General features: G+C 69.4%; 26 protein-coding genes. 13 read left to right on the top strand and 13 right to left on the bottom strand.

The features are described 5' to 3' along the window. Window positions 1–10: 10 nt before the first annotated feature. Window positions 11–337 carry a hypothetical protein gene (locus ACLBWJ_RS13000; RefSeq protein WP_447660464.1) on the top strand — a complete coding sequence of 109 codons (327 nt, stop codon included), beginning with the start codon at window positions 11–13 and terminating at the stop codon, window positions 335–337. A 78-nt stretch (window positions 338–415) separates the two neighbouring features. Here the strand turns inward: ACLBWJ_RS13000 and ACLBWJ_RS12995 are convergent, their stop codons facing one another. The 4 genes from ACLBWJ_RS12995 to ACLBWJ_RS12980 form a co-directional block, all read right to left on the bottom strand. Beyond that, the gene (locus ACLBWJ_RS12995) at window positions 416–610 is read right to left on the bottom strand and encodes a hypothetical protein (RefSeq protein WP_447660463.1); all 195 of its coding nucleotides are present in this window, start codon (window positions 608–610) and stop codon (window positions 416–418) included. Next, the gene (locus ACLBWJ_RS12990) at window positions 597–1,553 is read right to left on the bottom strand and encodes a hypothetical protein (RefSeq protein WP_447660462.1); all 957 of its coding nucleotides are present in this window, start codon (window positions 1,551–1,553) and stop codon (window positions 597–599) included. Before ACLBWJ_RS12990 ends, ACLBWJ_RS12995 begins: the two co-directional genes overlap by 14 nt. Window positions 1,554–1,893: 340 nt before the next feature. Beyond that, window positions 1,894–2,094 carry a hypothetical protein gene (locus tag ACLBWJ_RS12985; RefSeq protein WP_447660461.1) on the bottom strand — a complete coding sequence of 67 codons (201 nt, stop codon included), beginning with the start codon at window positions 2,092–2,094 and terminating at the stop codon, window positions 1,894–1,896. Between the two features lie 39 nt (window positions 2,095–2,133). Continuing rightward, window positions 2,134–2,403: a hypothetical protein gene (locus ACLBWJ_RS12980; RefSeq protein ID WP_447660460.1), complete on the bottom strand. Its 270-nt coding sequence runs from the start codon at window positions 2,401–2,403 to the stop codon at window positions 2,134–2,136. A 100-nt stretch (window positions 2,404–2,503) separates the two neighbouring features. On the opposite strand from ACLBWJ_RS12980, the gene ACLBWJ_RS12975 reads away from it, so the two are divergent. The 3 genes from ACLBWJ_RS12975 to ACLBWJ_RS12965 are packed head-to-tail and all read left to right on the top strand — an operon-like array spanning window position 2,504 to window position 3,185. Then, entirely contained in the window at window positions 2,504–2,779 is a 276-nt protein-coding gene (locus ACLBWJ_RS12975; protein ID WP_447660459.1) for a hypothetical protein, read from the top strand. Continuing rightward, window positions 2,766–2,951: a hypothetical protein gene (locus ACLBWJ_RS12970; protein ID WP_447660458.1), complete on the top strand. Its 186-nt coding sequence runs from the start codon at window positions 2,766–2,768 to the stop codon at window positions 2,949–2,951. The genes ACLBWJ_RS12975 and ACLBWJ_RS12970 overlap by 14 nt, the downstream gene beginning before the upstream one ends. A 33-nt stretch (window positions 2,952–2,984) precedes the next feature. Beyond that, complete coding sequence (locus ACLBWJ_RS12965; RefSeq protein WP_447660457.1) at window positions 2,985–3,185, top strand: DUF3263 domain-containing protein; 201 nt, start codon at window positions 2,985–2,987, stop codon at window positions 3,183–3,185. 483 nt (window positions 3,186–3,668) lie between these two features. Here the strand turns inward: ACLBWJ_RS12965 and ACLBWJ_RS12960 are convergent, their stop codons facing one another. After that, entirely contained in the window at window positions 3,669–4,796 is a 1,128-nt protein-coding gene (locus ACLBWJ_RS12960; protein ID WP_323986103.1) for a Gfo/Idh/MocA family protein, read from the bottom strand. Then, window positions 4,793–5,557: a sugar phosphate isomerase/epimerase family protein gene (locus tag ACLBWJ_RS12955; RefSeq protein ID WP_404568857.1), complete on the bottom strand. Its 765-nt coding sequence runs from the start codon at window positions 5,555–5,557 to the stop codon at window positions 4,793–4,795. The genes ACLBWJ_RS12960 and ACLBWJ_RS12955 overlap by 4 nt, the downstream gene beginning before the upstream one ends. A gap of 188 nt (window positions 5,558–5,745) precedes the next feature. Between ACLBWJ_RS12955 and ACLBWJ_RS12950 the strand changes: the two genes are divergently transcribed. From ACLBWJ_RS12950 to ACLBWJ_RS12935, 4 genes are all read left to right on the top strand, one after another. Next, complete coding sequence (locus ACLBWJ_RS12950) at window positions 5,746–6,324, top strand: TetR/AcrR family transcriptional regulator (protein WP_269268033.1); 579 nt, start codon at window positions 5,746–5,748, stop codon at window positions 6,322–6,324. 69 nt (window positions 6,325–6,393) lie between these two features. Next, window positions 6,394–6,789 (top strand): hypothetical protein, encoded by a 396-nt coding sequence (locus tag ACLBWJ_RS12945; protein ID WP_404568702.1) that lies wholly within the window; start codon window positions 6,394–6,396, stop codon window positions 6,787–6,789. A 61-nt stretch (window positions 6,790–6,850) separates the two neighbouring features. Continuing rightward, entirely contained in the window at window positions 6,851–9,055 is a 2,205-nt protein-coding gene (locus ACLBWJ_RS12940) for an MMPL family transporter (RefSeq protein WP_282501267.1), read from the top strand. Continuing rightward, window positions 9,052–9,636 carry an isochorismatase family protein gene (locus ACLBWJ_RS12935; protein ID WP_447660456.1) on the top strand — a complete coding sequence of 195 codons (585 nt, stop codon included), beginning with the start codon at window positions 9,052–9,054 and terminating at the stop codon, window positions 9,634–9,636. Before ACLBWJ_RS12940 ends, ACLBWJ_RS12935 begins: the two co-directional genes overlap by 4 nt. Window positions 9,637–9,640: 4 nt before the next feature. Here ACLBWJ_RS12935 and ACLBWJ_RS12930 read toward each other — a convergent pair whose 3' ends face one another. The 5 genes from ACLBWJ_RS12930 to ACLBWJ_RS12910 form a co-directional block, all read right to left on the bottom strand. After that, complete coding sequence (locus ACLBWJ_RS12930) at window positions 9,641–11,263, bottom strand: protein kinase domain-containing protein (RefSeq protein ID WP_447660455.1); 1,623 nt, start codon at window positions 11,261–11,263, stop codon at window positions 9,641–9,643. 108 nt (window positions 11,264–11,371) lie between these two features. Further along, window positions 11,372–12,688 (bottom strand): ABC transporter permease, encoded by a 1,317-nt coding sequence (locus ACLBWJ_RS12925; RefSeq protein ID WP_112617183.1) that lies wholly within the window; start codon window positions 12,686–12,688, stop codon window positions 11,372–11,374. Beyond that, entirely contained in the window at window positions 12,688–13,440 is a 753-nt protein-coding gene (locus ACLBWJ_RS12920) for an ABC transporter ATP-binding protein (RefSeq protein ID WP_447660454.1), read from the bottom strand. The genes ACLBWJ_RS12925 and ACLBWJ_RS12920 overlap by 1 nt, the downstream gene beginning before the upstream one ends. Continuing rightward, window positions 13,437–15,050 carry a hypothetical protein gene (locus ACLBWJ_RS12915; protein ID WP_447660453.1) on the bottom strand — a complete coding sequence of 538 codons (1,614 nt, stop codon included), beginning with the start codon at window positions 15,048–15,050 and terminating at the stop codon, window positions 13,437–13,439. Before ACLBWJ_RS12915 ends, ACLBWJ_RS12920 begins: the two co-directional genes overlap by 4 nt. Next, window positions 15,047–16,015: a hypothetical protein gene (locus ACLBWJ_RS12910; protein WP_447660452.1), complete on the bottom strand. Its 969-nt coding sequence runs from the start codon at window positions 16,013–16,015 to the stop codon at window positions 15,047–15,049. The genes ACLBWJ_RS12915 and ACLBWJ_RS12910 overlap by 4 nt, the downstream gene beginning before the upstream one ends. A 115-nt stretch (window positions 16,016–16,130) precedes the next feature. Here ACLBWJ_RS12910 and ACLBWJ_RS12905 point away from each other — a divergent pair, with 115 nt between their 5' ends. The 4 genes from ACLBWJ_RS12905 to ACLBWJ_RS12890 all read left to right on the top strand — a co-directional run bounded on the left by ACLBWJ_RS12905 (window position 16,131) and on the right by ACLBWJ_RS12890 (window position 19,638). Beyond that, window positions 16,131–17,483 (top strand): D-alanyl-D-alanine carboxypeptidase family protein, encoded by a 1,353-nt coding sequence (locus tag ACLBWJ_RS12905; RefSeq protein WP_447660451.1) that lies wholly within the window; start codon window positions 16,131–16,133, stop codon window positions 17,481–17,483. A 222-nt stretch (window positions 17,484–17,705) separates the two neighbouring features. Then, window positions 17,706–18,257, top strand: a complete 552-nt coding sequence (locus ACLBWJ_RS12900) for a CGNR zinc finger domain-containing protein (RefSeq protein ID WP_447660450.1) — start codon at window positions 17,706–17,708, stop codon at window positions 18,255–18,257. Window positions 18,258–18,302: 45 nt separating this feature from the next. Then, the gene (locus ACLBWJ_RS12895) at window positions 18,303–19,172 is read left to right on the top strand and encodes a WcbI family polysaccharide biosynthesis putative acetyltransferase (RefSeq protein ID WP_447660449.1); all 870 of its coding nucleotides are present in this window, start codon (window positions 18,303–18,305) and stop codon (window positions 19,170–19,172) included. A gap of 172 nt (window positions 19,173–19,344) precedes the next feature. Next, the gene (locus tag ACLBWJ_RS12890) at window positions 19,345–19,638 is read left to right on the top strand and encodes a hypothetical protein (RefSeq protein WP_282501257.1); all 294 of its coding nucleotides are present in this window, start codon (window positions 19,345–19,347) and stop codon (window positions 19,636–19,638) included. Window positions 19,639–19,713: 75 nt separating this feature from the next. Here ACLBWJ_RS12890 and ACLBWJ_RS12885 read toward each other — a convergent pair whose 3' ends face one another. Further along, the gene (locus tag ACLBWJ_RS12885) at window positions 19,714–20,430 is read right to left on the bottom strand and encodes a TetR family transcriptional regulator (RefSeq protein WP_447660448.1); all 717 of its coding nucleotides are present in this window, start codon (window positions 20,428–20,430) and stop codon (window positions 19,714–19,716) included. 11 nt (window positions 20,431–20,441) lie between these two features. Here ACLBWJ_RS12885 and ACLBWJ_RS12880 point away from each other — a divergent pair, with 11 nt between their 5' ends. After that, window positions 20,442–21,917: a DHA2 family efflux MFS transporter permease subunit gene (locus tag ACLBWJ_RS12880; protein WP_439117194.1), complete on the top strand. Its 1,476-nt coding sequence runs from the start codon at window positions 20,442–20,444 to the stop codon at window positions 21,915–21,917. A gap of 79 nt (window positions 21,918–21,996) precedes the next feature. Here ACLBWJ_RS12880 and tkt read toward each other — a convergent pair whose 3' ends face one another. Next, window positions 21,997–24,072 (bottom strand): transketolase, encoded by a 2,076-nt coding sequence (gene tkt / locus ACLBWJ_RS12875; protein ID WP_447660447.1) that lies wholly within the window; start codon window positions 24,070–24,072, stop codon window positions 21,997–21,999. Window positions 24,073–24,097 lie beyond the last annotated feature (25 nt).

Raw genomic sequence — 24,097 nt, 5'->3', positions numbered from 1 at the left:
GTCACCCACCATGGATGTCATCATCCCCGCTGCGCCGCTCGGCGTCCTCACCCTGCTCGCCTTCTTCGGCACCTACGCGGTGTCGTTCCTCAACGGCGTGCTCCCATTCGTCCACAAGCCCTGGCAGAAGCGCGCCGTCTCCGTCGCCGTCGCGATCGCCCTCGCGGCCGTGGTGATCGTGTTCTACCACCAGCTCACCGGCGAACCGATCGGCAACCCGTGGCTGTTCGCGCTGCTGTCGATCGTCATCGTCTCGGCGTCCTACTCGCTCGTCACGAAGGATCTCGGCGCGAAGCAGCTTGAACGCGCCGCAGGCCCGGCGAACCCGACCGCCTGACCTCCATGCCCGGCACGACAATGCCCCCGGCGCCCTCACCTTCGGGTGAGCGGACGCCGGGGGCGTTTCGCGCTCGTTCTAGTGCGTGCGCATCTTCGAAATCTGGAAGGCAGCAAGCACCGTCGGCAGCAGAACCAAGTACGGCGACGTGGACTCTACGACAGACCCGACGATCAGCAAGGCTATCGAGACGATGCAGATGAACACGATGGCCAAACGGCGCGCAAGGTCGGCGTCGATCTTCGGGAACTGCCGCTGCCTAGTCGTTGCCATCCCTCTCGCCTCGTTTAGTCCGCCGTACCTCGAGAACTGTCCAGTCGGTGCTGGTGTTCTTGCCCGGCTCTTTCGACACCACTTCGAGGATCCTCAGCCAAAAGATGTCGCCTTTGTGGATCGCTTCGCCACGGTCGAGGCTGAGGAGGAACTCTCTGTCATCGATTCTAGCTTGGCGGGTGCCGTCCTTGGTCGTTTCCACGCGCCACTTGTCTGCGCTGTCGAAGTCGATGCTGCGGAGGACCGCCTCGGTCTCGAACACGCGCTCGCGCTCGAACGCTTCGACTGGCTCGGTGCTGGCGGACAGGTAGTCGCCAGGTCGCGCCGTGGCCTCGGCGGGCTCACTGAGGATCTCGGGAGTCGATTCAGCCACAGAAGCTGCGCGAACCTCGAGACGATCCGCATCCTTCCCGAGAGGCGACATGAGCTTCCGCAGCGCCGTGCGAGTCGGTCGCTTCATCTCGTTGAGCTTGTTCCACGTAGCAGTGGTGATCTGCGTAGTCGTCTCGTCGGGCCACGTGAGCAGGATCTCGCCATTCTGGAGCATCTCAGCGCGTTGCGGCTTCTCGCTTCGTAGCTGTCTGATGCCGACACCGATCGCGTTCGCGACGGCCTTGCCTGCTGCGGTGCCGAGCTCCTTGGCCATCGCGGTGCCAGCGATCGCCGCGCCTCCGAGGCCAGCACCGGTGATGGGGTTCTGCTGGAGCCAGACAAGAGCCTCGAGTACGAACGAGCCTTGCTTCGGAACGCGGATGCGGATCTCAGGCGCCGGCCCGTCTCCGAATTCTCCCGATTTGGCCAGCTCACGACTGAACTCCAGCAGGCCCTCGAGAACCTGCGAGAGATCCTGCGCGCTGATGTCCGTGACGTTGTCATCCGAATCGGCGAAGCGGAGCTGCACGACCCCGTTTTCGATCTCGCTTCTATCCCGCGTGATGATCAAGATTTCCCCCCAGATGGTGAATTGTAGTGATCATCAACTTAGTGGGTCATCCGGCGCGCCTCCGCGCCGGCCTTTGCGCGACGAGTGCGGGGAGCTACCGGCGAGTCAGATCCGGGTGCACCTGCTCGAGTCGCGCCGCGGTGGGGTCGGCCTCACTGGGGCCGGTTTGAACCATCGCCCGGCCGAGCTCGATCGTTTCGGCAAGTGTGAGAAGCAGGGGGTTCGACCACTGCCGATAGGCGTAGTCGACTCCTGCGTTGAGCCAAAAACTCTCGGTCGTTCTTGATGTCGCCCAAGGGGGCATTCTTCCTCGTCAGCGCTCAATGGTCAGACATCCGGGCTACCGGAAGTCGTAATCCTCGTCCTGGCCGCTTGAGAGCCAGATGTCGGTGGCGTCGTCACGGCTGAGGTACTCGCTAGCTGGCCCGTCGTCTCCGTCGTGGTGGTCCGCGCCGATCATGCATCGACACTCTTCTGCCCACTCGCTTTCCGTGGCGTCGTTCGCGGCCGTGAGCTTGTAGTGTTTCGGACCTGTGGGCATGGCGGAGACGCTACCGCATAGCGAGTCCGGCTGGTGCGTTCACTGCGCGGCGCCGGGTGCACTGTGCGCGCCGGCGCCACGGCGCGCCTTCCCGACCGCGATCCACTGCGCCGCGCCAGGGAGTGTCGCAAGAGCCGACGTGAGCACGCAGGTCGCGGGTGAATCGAAGTAGCCGACCCATGTCCCGGCGACCTGCGCAAGGACGTCGTCGCAGCCAAGTGCTGCGGCGGTGAGTTCGGCTATGACGGGTGCGGGGTCGCGGGTGTACTGGTTGCGTGCGCAGATCGCGGAGAGTTCGACGTCGAGCATCGTGTCTGGGTCGAGTGGTGATCGCATGGCCGGGTTCCTCATTCCTCCGGCCGAGAGACTGCCATCGTACGCCGACGTCGGTCGTCGATAGGCTCACCCCATGAGCGAGAGAAACCCGGCGCTGATGGCGCTCTACATCGTCGCCGGCCTCACATTCGCCGGTGGCTGCGGGATCTGGCTCGTCCAGACGATCCTTCCCGCTCGCGAGGACGCCTCGCTGTCACAGATTGCAGACGGCGTAGCGACATCGGCGCAGATGCTCGTTCTCGCGATCGCGCTCATTGCCGTGGGTGTTCTCGCGGGCATCGCCGCGCTGCACGCTTCGGCTATCGCGCGCGCGACGTACAACGCCGCCTGGACCGATGACGGACGCTGACTTCGAGGACGATCTCGATATCGGCTCGGAGCCGCGCTGTGAGGTCTGCGGCACGGTCATGCGCACTGTCGACGGCGGCTACCGCTGCGGCGGGTGCGGGTGGGAGATCGACATCCCGTGGATCGAGCGCCCCGTGGCTAGCGACGACCTGCCGGGCATCCGCGGCGGCTGATGGGCTGTCGGTGGCCGGGCGGAGAATCGCCTCATGCCCACCACCGCTCAACTGCTCGACTTCGAAGCCGCTCATCCGACGTGGACCGGCAAGAAGGACGAGCTCTGCGTCTCTGAACTCGGTCTCCGGCCGGGCCGGTACTACATGCTGCTGCATCGGGCGGTGCTCACGCGGGAAGCGCTGGAGCATGACCCGGTCACCACCCATCGGGTGCTCCGCCGGCTCGCGGCATAAGAAACGAAGAGACCCCCTTCACTAGTCCGGTGGAGGGGGTCATTCGTCGTCGCACGTCTACGACGGAAAGTCATCGCGGCTCATACCCAGAGCTGGGGATCCGTATTGCCGTTGGCGGGGTCTCCGTCGACCCCTCAGGATCTTCTTTCGTCAGGTCGCATCCCAGTCATCCCCTCTCCGGCCCGAGTGGTGTTCATATGAAGAACGTAGCGCCTATATGGGTACGGATGCAACTCCTCGCAAACGCGCGTAACTCACGAGGGACACGCGTGTTCTCGTGCCCACAATTTGCCCACACCTCCCCACCCCCGGCGACCTTCTCGGACCCCAGAAACCCCCACTGACCCCCCGACTCTGTAGGCGTGTGCGTCGTTGTGCGGCGGGAAATGGGGTTCGATTCCCTTAGGCGGCTCCACAACGAAAGGCCCGGACTCCGAAGAGTCCGGGCCTTTCGCGTTCCCGTTGGACGGGCCGCCGCGCGGCTTACAGCGTCGCGGCGAACGGGTCGAAGTCGACCGGCACGGTGGGCACGGGCGCCACGGTGCTCGCGACCTTCACGAACTCGCCCGAGGCGGCCGATTCCTGCGCCGAGAGCATGACGTCGAGCACGTGGTAGCCGAGCTCGCCGGTGGCGACATGCGGCCTGTCCTCCGCGATCGCGCGGACCATGTCGAGCAGGCCCAGGCCGCGGCCGGTGAGCTTGCCCTCCTGCTCGATCTCGATCCACTCCTGCTCGCCCCAGTTGCCGTCCGAGATCGACTTCCGCGCCTTGACGTAGGCGATGCGTCCTTCGAACTGGTTGGGGTCGGGGAGCACGATGGAGCCCTCGGTGCCGTGCACCTCGAACACGCCGTGGCGTTCGAGGGCCGAGTCGAAGCTCAGCAGGCTCGCCGCCTGCTGACCCGCCTCGAAGGCCGTGATGACCTGCATCGTGGTGGGCACCTCGACGGGGAAGACGGTGCCCGCGTTGGGCCCGGCCTGGATGGTTCGCTCCTCGAGCTTCTTACGCCCGACGGCGGCGACGCGGTCGACCGACCCGAAGAGGCTGACGAGACCACTGAAGTAGTACGGACCCATGTCGAGCAGCGGTCCGGCTCCCTGGGCGAAGAGGAACGCGGGGCTCGGGTGCCACAGGTCGGGGCCGACGGTCTGGAACGTCGTCGACGCGAACATGGGCTCGCCGACCACACCGCTCTGGATCGCGCGCTTCGCGGTCTGGAAGCCGGGGCCGAGGAGCGTGTCGGGGGCCGAACCGATGCGCAGGCCCGCGGCATCCGCCTGGCGCAGGAGCTCCGCCGTGCTCTCGCGGTCGAGGCCGAGCGGCTTCTCGGTCCAGACGTGCTTGCCCGCCGCGATCGCGCGCGAGGAGATCTCGACGTGGACGGCGGGGATCGTCAGGTTGACGACGACGTCGACATCGGGGTGCGCGAGGACATCGTCGGTCGTGCCCCATCCGGCGACGCCGTGCTTCTCGGCCTGAGCCTTGGCGCGGTCGACGTCGAGGTCGCCGAGGATGACGACGCGGACATCGGGAAACGAGCCGAGGTTCTCGAGGTAGGTGTCGCTGATGACACCGACGCCGACGAAACCGACTCCGACGGGCCCGGTCATGCGCTGACTCCGTTCTCACGCAGGAACGCCAGGCTGGCGGCGACGTCGGCGAAGACGTCGCCGGGTGCCTTGTCGTATTCGACGACGGCGTACTTCAGAGCGGTCGCCGCGCGCAGCGACTCGGCGAGGGGGACGTCGCCCGTGCCGGCGTGACGCTGATCGAGGCTGTCGGATCCGAACTCCGCGGCTCCTGGGGCCCAGGGGTTGGATGTCGGGACGACGCCGTCCTTGACGTGGACGGCGATGAGCCGGTCGCCGAGGCTCTTCACGAGGGCCGGGACGTCCTGGCCACCGGTGAGCGCCCAGAAGAGGTCGAGCTCGAGCGTGACGCGCTCGTCGAGGAGCGAGACGAAGCGCTCGTAGGCGCTCTGACCGTCGAAGGACGCGACGAACTCCTGCGCGTGGTTGTGGTAACCGACGCTCAGGCCGAAGCCGGCGGCGATCTCGGCCTGCGCGTTCAGGCGCTCCGCGATGTCGGCGACGCCGTCCTCGGTGAGCCACCGCTCGGGGGCGACGAACGGGTCGATGACCGTCTTCATGCCGATCGTTGCGGCGGCCTCGTAGACGACCTCGGGTGCGGGGGTGGGGATGGAGCCGTCCGGCGTCCAGAGCTCGTCGGTCAGCAGGGGAGCGTGACCGGTCGGCGAGGTGAGGCCGGCGGCATCCAGCGCCGCGCGGATCTCGGTCGGACGCGAGACGAAGTCGAACGCCTCGACGTGTGCGAATCCGATCTCGGCGAGCTTCGCCAGCGAGCCGGACATGTCGGCGGAGAACTCCTTCGCAAGCGAATAGAGCTGGACGGATGCCTGGACCTGAGTCACAGTCGACCTTCTTTCGTACGTCATCGTGCGGGGTGCCTGTGGTGGCACGACGTCACGCTAACACGTAATACATCCAGGTGGAGGTTTCTTGTTACAGTCGCGGTGTGAGCAACGACGATCGCGCGAAGATGGGGCGCCCCGGCGCGTACGCCAAGGGTGTGGCGCGACGTCAGGAGATCCTCGACCGCGCGATCGAGGTCTTCCAGGAGCGTGGGCTGCAGGGAACGTCGCTGCGGCGGATCGCCGAGGCCATCGGGGTCTCGCACGCCGCACTGCTGCACTACTTCGAGTCGCGCGAGCAGCTCCTCGTGGCCGTGTACGAGCACGCTGAGACGCAGCGCGGACAGCGCGGTCGGACTCCGCCCGAAACGGCGGTCGGGGTGATGACGCGCGCAGCCGTCGACAACCTCGAGGTTCCGGGCCTCGTCGAGCTCTACTCGATCCTCGTCGCCGGTGCGCTCGAGGCGGGGAGCGAGCACGGCAAGCGCTTCTTCACGGCCCGGTTCGAGCGCATTCGAGGCGAGCTGGCCGAGCGGCTGCGGGCCGAGCAGCGTGCGGGAACCGTTCGTGACGACGTGCCGGCGGAACAACTGGCGGCTCTGCTCATCGCGGCATCCGACGGCTTGCAGATCCAGTGGCTCCTCGAGCCCTCGATCGAGCTCGAGCGCACGCTCGCCTCTCTCGCAGTGCTCCTGCGTCCGTCATGAATTCGCACCCGGCGTGAACCATACTGAGTGCATGGCCCGAGCGACCCGCTTCCCGAGCCGGCGGCGCGCGTGACGACGACTCTCGATGCGGTCCTCGAGATCCTCAGCTGGGCGGGCTTCGGCGGCGCTGTCACGTTCGGCGTCGCGCTCCTCGTGCTGTGGGCGGCGGACGGGACGTGGCTTCCGGCCGACGCGCTCGTCGACCACGAGCCCGACGGCACGTGGGTGCGCTGGTTCGACGACGAGGGTGAGGCGAACAGCGCGCGGGTCGATGAGCACACGGCGGCGCTCCTCGCGGGCCGCGATCGCGCCGACATCTGGTATCGCCACGGGTGGCGGGGAAGGATGCGGCTGACCCGTCGGCCGCCGGTTCGCCGACTGCTCGTCGGCTTGTCATCCGGATTTCTCGCTGTGGGCGTCGTCGCGCTCGTCGCATCCTGGGTCGTCCTCTTCGTCCGCGGCTGAGCGGGGTCTCGAGTCGGCAGACGGACTGGCGTATCCGAATGTAGCTAGATAAGCTACCTACGTGAATAGCGAACGAAGTGTCCCACGCTGGCTGCGCATCGGCATTCCCGCCCTGCTCGTGCTCGTCTGGCTCGTGGGCGGCTCGGTGGGTGGACCCTACTTCGGGCGCGTCAGCGAGGTGGCCACGAACGACCAGTCCTCGTTCCTCCCCGCGAGCGCCGACGCGACGAAGGTCAGTGAGCGCCTGACCGACTTCACCGGCGGTGAGGAGATCCCGGCGGTCGTCGTCGCCGCGGCATCCGATCCGCTCGACGAGGCGCAGCTCGCAGCACTCGGCGAGCTCGGCACCGCCATCGGCGAGCTCGACGGTGTCGGCGAGGTGTCGCCGCCCATCCCGTCCGAGGACGGTCTGGCTGTCCAGGTCTTCGTGCCGATCGACGCCTCGGGGGAGGTACGCGACGTCGTCGAAGAGGTCCGGGCGCTCGTCCAGGAGGACCTGCCCGCGGGCGTCGAAGCGTGGGTCACGGGGCCCGCCGGGTTCACGGCGGATCTCGCCGAGGGCTTCCTCGGCATCGACGGACTGCTTCTGATCGTCGCGCTGGCCGCGGTGTTCATCATCCTGGTCGTCGTCTATCGCTCGCCGTTGCTGCCGATCCTCGTTCTGCTCACATCGGTCTTCGCGCTGTGCGTCGCCCTCCTGACGGTCTGGTGGCTCGCCAAGGCCGACATCGTCGTCCTCAACGGACAGGTGCAGGGCATCCTCTTCATCCTGGTGATCGGCGCGGCGACCGACTACGCCCTGCTCTACACGGCTCGTTACCGCGAGGCGATCGGGGCGGGCGCATCCCGCTGGGACGCGACGCTCCGCGCCTGGAAGGGCGCTGTCGAGCCGATCCTCGCCTCGGGCGGCACCGTGATCGCGGGCCTTCTCTGCCTGCTGCTCAGCGACCTGGCGAGCAACAAGGCGCTCGGTCCGATCGCCTCCATCGGCATCGCGTTCTCGATGCTCTCGGCGCTGACCTTCCTGCCGGCACTCCTGGCGCTGTTCGGGCGGGCCGCCTTCTGGCCCTTCATCCCCCGCACCGGCGCCATCGATCTTCCTGACGACCCGCGTGAGCCGGTTCGCGGACTCTGGCCGCGTCAGGCGCGTTTCGTCGCACGTCGTGCCCGGACGGTCTGGATCGCGAGTACCGTCGTGCTGCTCGTCGGCGCTGCAGGCGTGCTGCAGCTCAACGCAAACGGTGTGCCCTCGAGCGACCTCGTGCTCGGAGCCTCAGAAGCCCGCGACGGTCAGGCCGCTCTCGCCGAGCACTTCCCGGCGGGGTCGGGCAGCCCGGCGTCCGTCATCGTTCCGCAAGACCGTCTCGCCGACGCGCTCGCCGTGCTCGAGGAGAACCCCGGCATCTCATCGGTCGCCGCGGTCGCAGCGGATTCACCCACCGGACAGGTCTCGGTGGCTCTCGAGGGCGGCGAGCCGGTCTTCACCGCCGCCGGGCCCCCGGGGGCACCGGCCCCCGAGCCGACGGTGTCGGAAGGCGATGTCCTGCTGTCGGTTACGCTCGCCGATCCGGCGGACTCGCTCGAGGCCGAGCAGACGGTCCGCGATCTGCGAGCAACCTTCGCCGACGAGGCACCCGAGGTACTCGTGGGCGGGACCACAGCGACGAACGTCGACACCAACGACACCTCGATCCGCGACCGGACAGTCATCATCCCGGTCATCCTGGTCGTGATCCTGCTCATCCTGATGCTGCTGCTGCGCTCGATCCTCGCGCCGGTGCTGCTCATCCTGAGCACCATCCTGTCGTTCGGCACGGCGTTGGGAGTGAGCGCCCTCGTGTTCAACCACGTGTTCGACTTCCCCGGAGGCGATCCCGCGGTGCCGCTGTACGGCTTCGTGTTCCTGGTGGCGCTGGGGGTCGACTACAACATCTTCCTCATGTCGCGTGTTCGTGAGGAGACTCTCGAACACGGAACCCGTCGAGGCATCGCCCGGGGGCTCGTGGCGACCGGAGGTGTCATCACCTCGGCGGGGCTCGTGCTGGCGGCGACGTTCGCGGCTCTCGGCGTCATCCCGATCCTGTTCCTCGCGCAGATCGCCTTCATCGTGGCCTTCGGGGTGCTGCTCGACACCTTCGTCGTCCGCTCGCTCCTCGTCCCCGCACTCGCTCACGACATCGGCCCCGCCATCTGGTGGCCCTCGAAGCAGTGGCGACGCGAGCGGGACGTGCAGCGCGAGGACACGCGGCGTACCCTCGACGCATGACCCGTGCCCTGTTCATCGTCGATGTCCAGAACGACTTCACCGAAGGCGGAGCACTCGGTGTGACCGGGGGTGACGCGGTCGCCGCGGCGATCACGCGTCACCTCCGGGAGCACGCCGGCGATTACGAGATCATCGTCGCCTCGCGCGACTGGCATCACGGCGATCATGACAACGGCGGGCACTTCGCCGTCGACGAGCCCGACTACGTCGACACCTGGCCGGTGCACTGCGTCGCCGACACCGCGGGCGCGGAGTACGACCCCGAGCTCGACGTGTCCGCCGTGACCCATCACGTGAAGAAGGGGCAGGGCGTGCCCGCGTACTCGCTCTTCGAAGGGACGACCGAGGAGGGGCATGCCGTCCCCGACCTGCTGACGCAGAACGGGGTCGTCGACGTCGACATCGTCGGCATCGCAACCGACTACTGCGTGCGCGCATCGGCCCTCGACGCGATCGCGCACGGTCGTCGGGTACGCATCCTGACCGACCTCGTGGCGGGAGTCGCGGAAGAATCGAGCGCGGCCGCGCTCGCCGAGCTGGCCCACGCGGGCGCGGCGCTCGCCGCCAGCACGGACCGCTGAGAGCTCAGCCGCCCGGCTTCTCCGGCTTCCCCGGCTTCTGAGAGCCCGGACCGTTGGACGTCGGCCCCGCGCCGCTGTTCGCGCCGGGACCGTTACCGTTGCCGCTGTTCTCGCCCGGTGCTGATCCGTTGCTCCCCGCGGGAGGCGCGTCGGTGATGACCGTTTCGGTGGTCGGGGTGTCGGCTGGCACGATGTCGGCCGGCACAGTGTCGGTGGTTTGCGTCGGAGCGCCGGCCTGACCGGTGCCGGGGGCGACGACAGTCTGCGTCCCCGTCGTGAGATCGTCCGCGGGCGTTTCTGGCTCCTCGCTCTCGCCTGCATCGCCGTCGACGCCCGAAACGGACGGGGACGGAGTCTCGACGACGGTCGGCACGGCGACATCCGTCACCGGAGAGGCCTGCGGCGGCATCAGCATGAGATGTGCGGCGACCACCACGCCAGCCGACGCTGCGGCGAGGGCGCCGACAGCCATCGCCGTCCGCTTTCGGCGACGCTGTCGGGCGGCGGTGACCCGTTCCGGTGCGGACGTTGCGGTCGCACTGAGGCTGGGCGAGAAGAACGTGGGTTCCGTGCCCGCTCCGCGTGCCGCGAGAGCCGCGGCTGCCGTCACGGGGGCGTCGAGGTTCGTCGGCGACGCGGTCCCGTGCGTCGAGGTGAGCGGCCACGCGGCGGTCGCGACGTCAGACTGAGCGGCGCGGCTCGCGGCGGGCACGAAGCCGGATCGCGTCGCTGCTGTGCTCGCCGGGAAGGCGACGGTGGCTTCTCCCGCGACGTCGGCCTGGGCGCGCGCCCCACTCAGCCGTGACATGACCTCGAGCGCGGTCGGGCGATCCTCGGGGCGGCGTGCTGTCATCGCGCACAGCAGGTCGCGCCAGTGATGATCGAGCCCCTGGGGCATGTCGGGATCGCGTGACAAGCGTGCCAGCAGCTGGCCGCGATTGCCGTCCGACCCGGAGAACGCGCGCTCGCCCGTGGCCGCCTCGAGCATCACGAGGCCGAGGGCGTAGATGTCCGACGGCGGGGCCGGGTCGGCCCCGTGCAGCAGCTCGGGAGCAATATAGGCGGCGGTGCCGATCAGCAGGCTCGGTGAGGTGACACGTTCGCTGTCCAGAAGGTGGGCGATGCCGAAGTCGGCGAGCTTGGCGCGCAGCGGAACCCCCGGGACCGCCGAGCGCGCGAGGAGGATGTTGGACGGCTTCACGTCGCGGTGCACGATTCCCGCGTCGTGGACGACGTGAAGCGCGTCCGCGAGCTGGCCGCCGAGCGCTGTGAGCTCGCCCTCGTCGAGCACACCTGTCGCGATCCGCTGCGCCAGCGTCGTCCCGACGACGTGCTCCATCACGAGGAAGCGCGGTTCGGCCGTCAGATGGGCGTCGAACAGCGTGACCAGTCCCGGGTGGTTCAGCGAGGCGAGCAGGCGCGTCTCGATCGCCGCACGATCGGACGCGGCACTGTCGGTCAGCTCGGGCCGCAGCACTTTGACAGCGACCGGGCGTCCGAGGGCCTCGTCGCGCGCGAGGAACACCCGCGCCATGCCGCCCGAGCCGATCGGCTCGACGACGCGATACCGGCCCGCCAGGAGGGCGCCCGGCAGCGCGACATCATCGTTCGCGACACCGTCGATCATCCCGCGTCCTCGTCCTCGGCCGTCCCCACCGCGAGCAACGGTAGACCTGCGCGATCTCGAGCGAAGAGGACTGGCGCTCGGGCCCGGTCCGCGCTATGGGGCGACGGTTCAGGCGTTGCCGCGCAGGGCGACGACGGGTTCGATGCGAGAGGCTCGTCGAGCCGGGATGCCGCCGGCGGCGAGGCCGATGATCGCTCCGAGGACCGTTCCGCCGAGTGCTACCCACGGGTCGAGCACCGGCGACCACTGCTGCACGATCGAGACCCCCAGCACGGCGAACACGCCGAGCGCCGACCCGATGAGGCCACCGAGCAATCCGATGACGATGGACTCGACGACGAACTGGCCGGCGATCTGTCTGCCGGTGGACCCCAGCGCGCGGCGCAGCCCGATCTCGCCGGTGCGTTCGAGCACCGAGAGGGTCGTGACGTTCGCGATCCCCAGCCCTCCCGCCAGCAGCACGATGACGCCGAGGATGAGGAAGACCACATTCACGTCTCCCTGCACGTCGCGGGCGAGGTCGGAACGCCCCTGCGGCGCGCTGACCTCGAGCGTGTCGACCGCGTCGGGGGCGAGGGCCAGCGGTGCCTGCTCGCGCAATTGCGGTCCTGTGCCGACTACGATGCGCGCGATCGCGTCGCCGGGGGAGGCGAGCTGGAAGTCCTGCCGGGCAGCGCCCGTGGGGATCACCACGGCATCGACGACCTCGGCGCGGCGGTCGAGTTCGTCGAAGATGCCGACGATGGCGTAGGCCACCCCTCCGATGAACACCGACGGCTGCGTGTCGACGCGGTTGATCGCGAGCCGCTCGGCGGCCCGCGACCCCAGCATCGCGACGCGGTCGCCGCGTGCGTCGTGCCCCTCGTCGAACGATCGGCCGGTGACGATGCGCCCGCCGAGGGTGTCGAGGATCTCGCCCGAGGCCGCGAAGAGCGCCGGCGGAGCGGGCGCCGCGATCGAGGGATCGTTGATGGGGACGGTGGTGATCGTGTTCTCGCGCAGCGTGACGGGCGCCAGCACGGCGGCGGACTCGACGCCGGCGAGGTGCTCGAGGCGCAGGGGGGCGTCCCACGGCAGCGAGGCGGTCGCGACCCGCTGTCCGCCCCGCGCCTGCGCTTCGGTCGGGGCGATGCTCAGATGGGTGGCTGCGGCCGCGTCGAACTGTCGGGCGATCTGCCCGGCTGCGGTCTGCGCGAAGCCGACGGTCGCGACGAGCGCGCCGATGCCCAGCACGGTTCCCATGACGGTCATCACGAGGCGTCCCGGGCGTGAGCCGATGTCGGTCGTCGCCTCGAGCACGAGGTCGCCGAATCCGAAGCGATCGGCGCGCGCTACCTGGCGTGCCTCAGCGACCGCAGTCGTCGTCTCGACGTCGGTGCGGCGGCGAGAGACGCGCCCGCGGAGCTTCTTCCAGAACGCCGGCATCAGCTCACCTCGCTCATCCGGCCGTCGGCGATGCGGATGCGCCGTGCCGCGCGGTCGGCCACGCCTTGGTCGTGGGTGATGACGACGAAGGTCAGCCCACCCGCGTTCAGCTCCTCGAACAACGCCATGATGTCCGCCGTCGTGGACTGGTCCAGATTGCCGGTCGGCTCGTCGGCGAGGATGACCCGCGGCTGCGTGACGACGGCACGCGCCACCGCCACCCGCTGGCGCTCGCCGCCCGAAAGGAGACCGGGCCGGAAGTCGACGCGGTGGCCGAGGCCGACGCGCTCGAGCGCGGCCCGTGCGCGGTCGGCGCGCTCGGCCCGCGGGGTGCCGCTGTAGAGCATCGGCAGCATGACGTTCTCGAGCACGGTCCGCCGCGGCATCAGGTGGAAGGCCTGGAACACGAACCCGAGCCGACGTGCTCGCACCGCGGCGCGCTCGTCCTCGGTGTATCCGCCGGTGAGCTCGCCCGCGAGGCGGTACTCACCCACCGTCGGGCGGTCGAGGAGGCCGAGGATGTTGAGCATCGTCGACTTGCCTGACCCGCTCGGCCCGACGATCGACACGTACTCACCGTCGGAGACGGTCAGATTGATGCCTTTGAGCGCCTGCACCTCGGGCGGTCCGGGGAACGATCGAGTGACGTCGCGCAGTTCGATCACCGGCGGAACTTCATCCGATCGGATGACGTCCTCGCCCGCGTCAGGCGCGGCGGAACGGTCGGAGGTGGCGACGATCGTGTCTGTCATCGCCCGACCACGACGAGATCGTCCTCCGCCAGTTCGCCCTCGGTGGCGCGCACCTCGACGGCGCCGCCGGCCGACAGTCCGGTCTCCACGACGACGAGCCGGGTACGGGCGTCTGGGTCACGCGGGTCGCCCTCGACGACCTCGACGCGGGTCTCGCCGCCCGGCCCCGCCGTCAGCGCCGCCGCGGGAACGCTCAGCACGTCGCCGGCGGTCGCGCCGACGGCGATCGTCACGCGCACGTTCGTGCCCTGGAGCTGCGAGATCTGCTCGGGGGTCAGCTCCGCCGGCTCGAGGCTGACCTTCCACCGGCTTTCGCCACCGGTGCCCGGTTCCACCGCGGTCACGGTCGCGGCGTGCTCAGCCCCATCGGGCAGCGCGAAGGTGGCGGCCGAGCCGACCGTGAGCAGCTTCGCGTCGGCCTCGGCCGCCGAGCCGTTCAGCGCCACGGTCGCTCCGGAGACGGTCATTGCCGCGCCGGAGAGGATGCTGCCGCGCTCGGCCGTGACCGCGTCGACGCGGCGGGGCAGCTCGGTCAGATAGAGCACTTCGCCGGCCGGCAGAGCGGGCAGCGCTTGCTGGCGGGCTCGGGCGAGGTCGTCCTGCGCCTGCGAGAGCTGGCTCGCGGCGGCGTCGACGGCGGCGCGCTCGCTGCTCGTGTCGGGGGCGGCGTTCGCCTGCTCTCGCGCGAGTTCCGCGGTAGCCACCTGGTTCTGGGCGGCGACGATCTCGTCCCAGGAGGCGCCGTTATCCCGCGCACCCTGCAGGACCGCGCGGGCGTTCGCGACCTCGAGGTCGGCGCGAGCGATGGCGTCGCCGTCTCGCCCGGCCGAGGCCAGCTGAGCGCGCGCGGCGGACAGAGCTTGCTCGGCCGATCGGACGCTCTCCTGCGCCGCGCGCACCGCGCTGTCACCGTCTTCTTCCGACTCGGGGCCGGTGTAGCCGACAGCGGCGTACAGCGCGGTGACCGCGTTCGCCGCCTGCTCGTCGAAGACGTTGTCGGCGGGATCTCCCGCGTCGATGCCGACGGAGCGCATGGCCTCCTTGAACTGCACGACATCGGGGCCGGAAACGCCGAACCGGAGTGTGCGGTACGCAGGCAGCTCGCCGGGCAGCGTGATGACGGGACGCCCCGCCACCTCGAGCGCGACCGAAAGTTGCGTCAGCTCGGCTCCCAGAGCCGGAACCTGCCCGGTGACGACGGCCGGACCCGAGATCGCGGACGTGTCGATCTTCACCTCGACGGGGTCGGCGAAGCCCACCTCACCGCGGATGGTGACGTCATTGCTCAACGGGCCGAACTCCACCGGGACGGTCACGAGACCCGGTGCGGGGGCGTCGTCCGCCGCCGCCGAGGCGGGCGCCATGACGAACCGGCCGACGAGCAGCCCGCCGACCAGCGCGACCACAGCGACTGCTGCGGAGATCCAGAGCACGCGGTTGCGTGAGACGACCGACCGCCAGACGGCGAGTCGCCCACCTCCCGCGGCCGGCGTGGATCCCGCGGCATCCGGGCTGTCGGTGGCGTCGGGCGCTTCCGCGGGGTCGCCGATGAGTTCATCGAACGAGTCGTCAGCCTCCGAGGCGGGGTCGTTCACACGCTCACCGCTCACGGGCGAGCCTGCTCAGCAGCCGCCTTCATCGCCTCGAGCTCCGTCTTGTGATCGGCGATGAACTGCTCCTCGGCGTCGAACTGCGCCTTGTCGTACTTCGCGCGGTAGTCGGTCTCCTTGCGGCAGTCGAGATCCGCGAGAGCGAGTTCGACCTCGCGCTCGTAGATGTCGTCCATCGTCGCCTGGTCGGGCCCGGCTTCCGTCATGGTCTCGTACATCGTGTTGAGCTCGTCGAAGATCGAGTTCTGGGCGTCCGCCTGCGTAGCGAATCCGGGGTATCCCGCGGCATCCATGCACGCGGACCATTCGCGGTCGAGGTCGACGATGGCGGGGAGCGACGCGGAGTTCTCGTAGAACTTCGTGATGGCGTCCATCACGTCGGCGAATTCGTCGGACTGCAGGGGGTCGTCGCCGCTGATCTCGTGAGAGGCCCAGCCGTTGCAGCCGGCTGTCTCCCAGTTGTATTCGTACGACCCGTCCTCCGACATCTCCTCTTCGCTCGGGGTCGGCCCGTACAACGCCTCGTAATACGCGGCCTGTTCCGACTCGGAGAGCGCCATGACGTAGTCCGAGTTGGGGTCGGGGGTCATCTGCTCGGGCTCAGGCTGCTCGTCCGCCTCGGGGTACTTCACAGCGCCGTAACCCCACTGGGCCACGAAGTCGCGATCCTCGGGCTTCCATTCGGTGCCCGAGCTGAACGACATGCTGCTGGGGGCGGGGATGTACTCGAAGCCCTCGTCCTGCATGCATTGCGCGACGAGTTCTTCGCGCTGCTTGTTCTCCTTCTCGAACTTCGCCTGCTGCTCTTCCTCGCTCATGTCGCTGCCGTAGAAGGCGGAGAAATACTCGGAGAGCGGCGATTCCTCAGCCGCGTCGGCGGAACCGTCGGCGGCCGTGCAACCGGCCAGAACGAAGACGAGACCGATCGCGGCCGGTGCGGCCCATCGAAGCGTTTTGCGGTGCACGTGCAACCCCCTTGTTTCAAGATCGCCTCAACACTATGGGGTCGTTGAGAGTCGCGAATCATCCATGAGGATGACGTTTGAGTGAAGATGGGCGACACAGACGGAGGGAACCGCGATGACGCGACGCGACTCGGAAAGCGACGACCTCGGCGAATTCGGGGAGTTCTTCTCGGCAGCCGCTGGGGTGCCTGTGGCGTCCCCGGAAGAAGTGTCGGCATCGCGCCGCCGTCGACGCCGCACCGGCTGGATCGCCGCAAGCGTTACGGCCGCGATCATGCTCGGTGCGCCCGGGGGATACGCCGCCTGGGCGTTGACGGCCCCGCTCAAGCCGGCTGCGGGCGAGGTCTCGATTCCCCGAGCGCCCGCCCCGCCGGCTGCCGTCGACCTCGGTCTTACCGCTGATGGCGCAGCCGCCCTCTCGGTCGCGGGCGCCGAGCCGTATCTCGGCCCGGAGGCAGCGGGGGTCTGGATGGTCCAGGGCGGTGACGATCCTCGCCCGATCGCCAGCATCACCAAACTCGTCACAGCGCTCGTGGTCCTCGACGCCTACCCGATCACCGACGGCGACCGGGGGCCGACGCTCACCTTCGACCGCGACGATCACGCGCTCTACGACGCGTACTTCGTCCGTGACGCGACGATCGCTCCGATGCCGATCGGCAGCTCGCTCTCGCTGCGCGACGCTCTTGCGACCATGCTCATCCCGTCGGCGAGCAACTACGCCGAGGCGATCGCCGTGTGGGCGTTCGGCTCGGTGTCGGGCTTCCGCGCAGCTGCCGATCGGTGGCTCACGGCGAACGGCCTGGAGCGGACGAGCATCGTCGAGCCGTCTGGCCTGGATCCCCGGAACACCAGCTCCCCGAGCGACCTGATCGCGCTCGGTCGCATCGCCGCGGCAGATCCGACGGTGGCGGCGATCGCCGCGACGCCGTCTCTGACCCTGCCGGGGCCGGGGGCCATGGCGAACACCAACCGGCTGCTCGGACAGAGCGGGATCACGGGACTCAAGACCGGCACGCTCGAGGAAAGCGGCGCGAATCTGCTCTACACGGCGACCGTCGACGTCGGTCTTCCCGAGCCGCTGAGCGTCGTGGGGGTGGCGCTCGGCGGCTCATCGCAACGCGGCGTGGGCGCCAGTGTGCTCGGCATCCTGCAACGTGTCTCCGACGGGTTCCACGTCATCTCTGTCGCGCAGCCCCGTCAGCAGATCGGCACGTACACGACCGCGTGGGGCAGCTCGGCCCGGGTCGTGCTGGGGGAGGGGGCATCGTTGCGCACGTGGTCCGACACGCCCATCGTCGTCGATGGAGACGTGCGCGAGCCCCGCCTCTGGACCGACGGCGAGGTACTCGGCGAGATCACCTGGTCGGCCGGCCCGGAGTCGGTCACCGTGCCCGTCGTCCTCGACGGTGAGATCGAGCCTCCCTCCGAGTGGTGGCGTCTCACTCATCCGGGTGAAATCGGCTGATCGATTTCCGCGGTCTCCGCGACCGGCGGGAGGGATGGTGTCGGTTGCCGGTCGACCCGTCGTATGCCGCATCCCGCGCATCGGACGTAACGGACGATTCCCTCCGACGTCGGGTGCGCGGACTCGGTCGTCCAGCCGTGCTCGTGAGTGCGCGTGTGAAGCGGTGCGGCGGGCGAGGCGGGGGAGGAGGGTGACATGATTCGATCGTGATGTAATGCCGTTATGCAGCTCAACCCTTACGGCGAGTACGCGGTCCTGCTCGCCGCTTCGTTGGCCAACGACTGGCCGAGCGATCGAGATGGGATCGTCGCGCGCACATACGAGTTCGGGATGACCGCGATCTACGCCCCGGCGGCCCCGTCCGACTTCGATGCGACCCGTGCGGTCATCGATTCCTGGCTCGAGGTCGTCGATGCCGAATCGGCAGCGCAGCGCGCCACGCTGCTCAACCGACTCATGGCCGCAGCGACGGCGTACCCCCGGCTGACCGACCACGACGGCGAGTGGCACCTCCACTACCGCGACGACGACCAGCGTCTGCCGCAGGTTCTCCGCGCGGTCATCGCGGTCGGAACAGCCCTGCACGTGACGACGCGGGGGATGGAGCGCCTGTCGCGGTGCGCCGCGGGCCGTGTTCCCGGTGACCCGTGCCGCAACGTCGTGGTCGACGTGACCCGTAACGGTCGGCAGCGCTACTGCTCGGTTCGCTGCGCCAATCGCGACGGCGTGCGTCGTCACCGGGCGCGCTCGGCGGTAGCGCATCGGGCGGGCTGACCGCAAACACCGGCGCGCGTCGACGCGGATGGTCACAGTGGAGGGATGCACCACGCCCCCTCCCCGTTCCGGGGTGTCGAGCCGCCGGAGGGCTTCGGGCTCGTCGTCGGCAACTGCCAGGCCGAATCGATGCGTATCGTCCTCGACGCCCCCGACCGTCCGACGGTTCGCGTGCCTCCCGTCCACGAGATGGATGCCGCCGACGTCGAGCGCCTGCACGAGCTGCTTCCCCGGGCTTCCTTCCTCGTCGCTCAGCCTGTTCGTGATGACTACCACGGTCTACGCCTCGGAACCCGCCAGCTGGCGGAATCCCTCGCGCCGTCCGCCCGCCTCGTGACCTTCCCGGTCGTCCGCTACGCGGGCCTGCACCCGTTTCAGGCGGCGCTGCACGTGGACGGGATCGAAGAAGTGCCGCCGATCGTGGCGTACCACGACATCCGCACCCTCGCCGCGGCGGCGGGACTTCCCGCGCTTCCGCTGCTCGACCGCCGGGCCGTGCACGAGGTTGAGAGCGACTCCCTCGCCGAGCTGCGTCGCCGGGAGGAGGCGATCGACGTCGCTGCGTCAGACCTGCTGCGGCCCACCTCCGCCGAGGTCATGCGCACGATCAACCATCCGGGCAACGGCGTCTGGATGCCCCTGGCGGAGCGCGTGCTGTCGGCGCTCGGCCTGCCCGGCGGCCCGACCGACCCGGGGAGGCCCCTGCTGAACGCCGTGCGGGCCCCGCTCGAGGACTGGGTGGTCGACGCCTGGGGGCTGCCCGATGCACCGCGTCGCTCGTGGATCGTCGACGGGGTCGAGGTCGATCCGGCACTCGTCGCCGAAGCTCACGCCGAGTGGTACCGGGCGCACCCCGACTTCGTCGCCGCGGCGATCGTCAGGCTCCGCGAGCTGGCCGGGCGGTGGAGCGGTTGACCCCGTCCGGCCCCCGCTCATCGGGGGCGTGCTAGCGTTGAAACGTCCCTTCGGGGCTCGTGTGTCGTTCGCCTGGCTCACTGTCGAGCAGATCGTCCGACGCGATCACTGGTTCATCCAGCTCCCTTCTTCTTCCGCGCATCATGCTGTGCGCGCTCATTCTCAGGACATCGTGCTTTCAACTCTTTCTTCTTCCGCGCCCGCGCTCGTCTGGCGACAGGCGGACGCCGACTTCTTCGTCGCGACCCTCGACGGCCAGTACGCCGGATTCGTGACCACCGGTTCAGCGCCGGCGACCTTCGACGCCGAGAGCGGCCACGGCGCCGACCTCGGCACCCACGCCTCGCCCGACGCGGCTGCTGCAGCCGTTGCCGAAGCGGCCCGGCCGGCATCTGCGCGCCGCAATGCGCGCCCGCCGCGACGACGCACCCGCGGCCCGGCGTCGCCTCAGCGCGTACGCGCCTGAGCTCCGGCCCCACCCTGCGAGGTCCCACGTGGGCCGGGTCCACCGCCGGTTTTTCCGGCCGAAGTGGGACCTCGGTCAGCCGTGGTGCGGGGGATCGGCCTCGAGGTCGCGGGCGACCGTCGCGACGCCTCGGCGCATCTCGAGGTAGATCTGGCGGACGCTCGCGCGCTCGTTGAGCTCGGCACGCCGGACCCACTCGTCGATCGTGAGCCGGAGGACGAGGGCCATCGTCGAGACGGCCGCGCGAGCGGCGAGCACATCGGCGTCGGCGCCCGCCGCGTCGACGGCGGCGTCGGTGAGCTGCTCGACCTCTTCGGCCTCATTGCGCAGCGCGACGGCCAGCAGCGACGGCTCCGAGCCGACGAGACGGCGGATGCGCAGCGCGCGGATGTGCTCGTCGGGATGCGCGTCGAAGCGGTCGAGGAGCTTCAGCCAGCTGCGTTCGATCCCTTCGACGACGGACGCTCCCGCGCGCACGGCGTCGATGGCGTCGCCCACGACGCGCGCCGAGTCGTCGGCGCTGGCGAACACGGCTGCCTCCTTCGTCGCGAAGTAGCGGAAGAAGGTGCGCTGCGACGTGCCGGCGCGGCGTGCGATGTCGTCCACCGTCGTGCCATGCACGCCGTGCTGCTCGAAAAGGTCGAGCGCGGCATCCGACAGCTCGCGCTGGGTCTCCTGGCGTCGACGTTCGCGCAGACCCGCGGGATGCTCCTCGATGATCGGGGCATCGTTCTCGCCGTCGCGGTGCATGGCATAAGTGTCGCACAGCGCCAACGTGGCAGAGACTGCCATATAATCAGTCAGTGACACTTGAGCAGCAGCATCCCGATACCTCAGCAATTCCGACATCTTCTGCCTCCCGCGCGACATCCGTGCGCACCGGCCCCGTCATCGCACTGCTCGTCGCCTCGGCGTTCGTGGTCATCCTCAACGAGACGATCATGGGTGTCGCGCTTCCGCGGCTCATGGTCGACCTGGAGATCACCGCCGCGACCGCGCAGTGGCTCACCACCGGATTCCTTCTGACGATGGCCGTCGTCATCCCGCTGACGGGGTACGTGCTCGCACGCTTCCCGATTCGCGGCGTCTTCTTCACCGCGATGTCGCTGTTCGCCGCGGGCACGCTGATCGCGGCGCTCGCGCCGGGCTTCGGGATGCTGCTCACCGGTCGCGTCGTGCAGGCCTCCGGCACCGCCATCATGATGCCGCTGCTCATGACCACCGTCCTGAATGTGGTCGAACCCGCTCGTCGTGGGCGGATGATGGGCGTCATCAGCATCGTCATCGCTGTCGCCCCGGCGATCGGACCGACCGTCTCGGGTCTGATCCTGTCGGTGCTCGACTGGCGCTGGATGTTCTGGCTCGTCCTCCCGATCGCGCTGCTTGCGCTCGGCCTCGGCGCGATCTGGGTGCAGAACGTCACCGAGACACGCGAGGCGCGCTTCGATGTCGGATCCGTCGTGCTCTCCGCTCTCGGCTTCGGCGGGCTGATCTTCGGGTTGAGCTCGATCGGGGAGTCGGCGACCGGCCACGCACCGGTCCCGGTGTGGATACCCCTCGTCGTGGGTGCCCTGTCACTCGCCGCCTTCGTCGTGCGTCAGCTGAAGCTGCAGCGCACCGATGCGGCCTTGCTCGACCTGCGGACCTTCCAGTCGCGGTCGTTCAGCCTCGCCGTCGTGCTGGTCGTGGTCGTGATGTCGGCGCTGTTCGGATCGCTCATCCTGCTGCCGCTCTACCTGCAGCAGGTGCTCGGTCTCGACACCCTGACCGTGGGCCTGATGCTGCTGCCCGGCGGCGTGCTCATGGGGCTCATCGCTCCCGTGGTCGGCGCGCTGTTCGACCGGTTCGGCCCGACCCCGCTGGTCATCCCGGGCATGATCGTCGCGGCATCCGCACTCTGGGGCATGACGACGTTCGGAGTCGGAACCCCGATCGCCTGGATCATCGCTGTTCACATGGGCCTCAACCTCGGCCTGGGGTGTGTGTTCACGCCGCTGCTCACCTCAGCGCTGGGCTCGCTGCCGGTGCGGCTGTACTCCCACGGCAGTGCGACGGTGAGCACACTGCAGCAGGTCGCCGGCGCAGCCGGAACCGCTCTGTTCGTGACCCTGATGTCGGTCGGTGCCGCATCGGCTGTCGCTGACGGCGTCGATGCGATCTCCGCGACCGCCACGGGCGTCCACACGGCGTTCGTCACCGGCGCATGCATCGCCTCGGCGGCGGTGGTGCTGACGTTCTTCGTCCGCCGCCCGGCCCCCATTGCGGCGCCGCGGCACTGACGGGCCACCCATCCGACGAAGAAGGCGGTGACGCGCGAAGCGTCACCGCCTTTTCGATCGGGTCGACGGATGAGGCCGGTCAGCTCCGTGCGGTGACTGAGCGGAGGGCCTCGAGAACGCGCTCCTCCGTCATGCCGCGCTCGCGCAGAGCGTCTGCCGCGGGAGCGGAGAGGCCGAACTCGTCGATGCCGACCACGGCGCCCGTCGAGCCCACGATCTCGTGCCAGCCGAACGGCGACGCCGCCTCGACCGCGACTCGCGCGTGGAGCGACGGCGGCAGGACCGCGTCGCGGTACGCCGCGTCCTGACTCAGGAACCACTCACGGCTCGGCATCGACACGACCCGGACCGCGAGCCCGGATGCTGCGGCCGTCTCGGCGGCCGAGAGAGCGAGGGCGACCTCGCTCCCGGTCGCGATGATGACGGCGTCCGCATCCGCGGCGTCGCGCACGACGTAGCCGCCGCGGCGGACCCCGGCGTGCACGTCATCGATCGGGATGTCGAGCACCGGCACGCCCTGCCGGCCCAGCACGAGCCCGGCGGGGGAGTCCGCCTCGACGATCGCATGCCATGCCGCCACGGTCTCGTTCGCGTCGGCTGGGCGGACGACGGAGAAACCGGGCATCGCGCGCAGGCTCGCCAGGTGCTCGATCGGCTGGTGGGTGGGACCGTCCTGACCCAGCGCGACCGAATCGTGCGACCACAGGTACGTCACCGGAAGTCCCATGAGCGCCGACAAGCGGATCGCGGGGCGCTGGTAGTCGCTGAACACAAGGAAGGTGCCGGCGAAGACGCGCCAACCGCCGGCGAGGGCGATGCCGTTCATCGCGGCACCCATCGCGTGCTCGCGGACGCCCCAGTGGATGTTGCGGCCCGCTCGCGTTCCCAGGCCCGTCTCCTCGGGCAGGAACGATCCGCCCGCGTGGATCTCGGTGCGGTTGGGCTCGGCGAGATCGGCCGATCCGCCCCACATTGCGGGCAGCGCCTGCGCGAGGGTCTGGATGGCGGCACCGGAGGCGTCGCGCGTCGACACCTCCGTGCCGGGGTCGAAGCGGGGGAGTCGCGCGCCGAGATCATCGGGCAGACGGCGTGCCCGGAACGTGGCGTGCGCGTCGGCTCGAGCGGCATCCGATGCCTGCCACCGTGCGAACGCCTCGTCCCATTGCGCGTGCAGACGCGCACCGCGCGCTCGAGCGGCGCGCGAACGGCGCAGGACCGCCTCGCTCACGTCGAAGGGCGCAGCCTGCGTGCCGAGCGCGTCGCGCAGCAGTTCGATCTCGGCGGCCCCCAGCGGAGCGCCGTGGGATGCCGCGGTGTTGAGGGCTCCGGGCGAGGGGTACGCGATCTGCGACTTCAGGATGACCAGGCGCGGCTTGCCGATGGGGTTCGGTGCGCCCAGGACGCGGTCGAGCTCGTCCACGTCGACGTCGCCGCTTGCGGCCAGCTCGATCCGTTCGACGTGCCACCCCTGGGCGCGGAAGCGGGCGCCCACGTCCTCCGACGACGTCAGACGCGTGTCGCCCTCGATCTGGATGTCGTTGTCGTCGTACACCACGGTGAGGTTGTCGAGTCCATGACGGCCCGCGAGGGCCCCGGCTTCGTACGAGATGCCCTCCTGCAGGTCGCCATCGGAGGCGAGGACCCACACGTGCCGGTCGAAGGGCGATGCGCCCCGCGGGGCGTCGGGGTCGAAGGTCGCCCGCTCGTGCAGCATCCCCATGGCCATGCCGACGGCGGTGGCGAGGCCCTGTCCGAGCGGCCCGGTCGTCGTCTCGACCCCGGCGGTGTGTCCGAGTTCGGGGTGGCCGGGAGTGCGCGAGCCGAGCGTGCGGAAGGCGCGGAGGTCATCGATCGTGACGTCGTACCCGGTGAGGAAGAGCTGCGTGTACAGCAGGATGCTCGCGTGCCCGCACGACAGCACGAAGCGGTCACGACCCTGCCACTGCGGGTCGGCGGGGTCGTGCTCGATGTGCCGCTGGAAGAGCGCGGTCGCGATCGGCGCGAGGGCGATCGCGGTGCCCGGGTGTCCGGAGCGAGCGGCCTCCACGGCATCCGCAGCGAGCAGGCGGGCGGCGACGACGACGTCGTGCTCGGTGGCTTCGGTGGTGTCCGGCATGGTGGCCGGTGCGGCGGGCGTCGAGATCAAGTTCTCCATAGTCATCATGATGTCATAATGACCC

This window comes from Microbacterium sp. M4A5_1d, from assembly GCF_053345465.1.
Note: the sequence above shows the minus strand (reverse complement) of the source record. Positions and strands in the feature narration are given on the sequence as shown.